Source organism: Marinovum sp. 2_MG-2023 (assembly GCF_030548265.1).
Lineage (GTDB): Bacteria > Pseudomonadota > Alphaproteobacteria > Rhodobacterales > Rhodobacteraceae > Marinovum.
This window is the reverse complement of record NZ_JAUOSD010000083.1, coordinates 1-551: the sequence shown is the minus strand read 5'-3', so window position 1 is coordinate 551 and position 551 is coordinate 1. Positions and strand designations below refer to the sequence as shown.

Sequence of the window (551 nt, the reverse complement as noted above, 5' to 3'; positions counted from 1 at the left end):
CGTCCGCCGTGCTGAGCGCGAAGCGATGATAGACCCATACGGCATAAGCCACGACTTCACGGGGGAAACGGTAGCCCCTTAGGCGCGGCATCTCAGCTGGTATCCTCATGATAGAACGCTAGACGTACCAAGATGCGGCAGCAAGTTGGCAATGCCCGCAGGGGTTGGTGATCGACCTCCGTGCCGATCTGCGCGAGGGCAGAGGCGAGGTCAGGGTGGGAGATTGAGAGAGCCGGGCCTGCCGGTTTGGGCTTGGTCATGGGGATTTTCCTTTGGATCAGGGTCTGAGTTCCAAAGGACAAAAAGCCCGCTTTGACTTTTCAGGGTGACCGGCCCGAAAGCTATTAACAAGGGCGGGCCGTCAACGCGGTCCGCCCTCCTCAGCAACAAAGAGAAAGCCACGCAGCAAAACCGCCGAACTTGTTGATCAATAGAGCCGACATTGAGGCAGCGCGCGGCGATCGACCGCTAGGAGCCGATTCTGTTGAAAAACTGACGTTTGCGAATGCAGAACTGGGACTTCCAAATTCGGCGCAAGCGCCTTTGAGGTC

The 551-nt window shown here is 57.9% G+C and carries 1 pseudogene; it reads right to left on the bottom strand.

The annotated features are described in order from the left end of the window. Positions 1–109, bottom strand: a pseudogene (locus Q4577_RS23695) (IS6 family transposase); the annotation flags it as partial. Between the last annotated feature and the right edge of the window lie 442 nt (positions 110–551).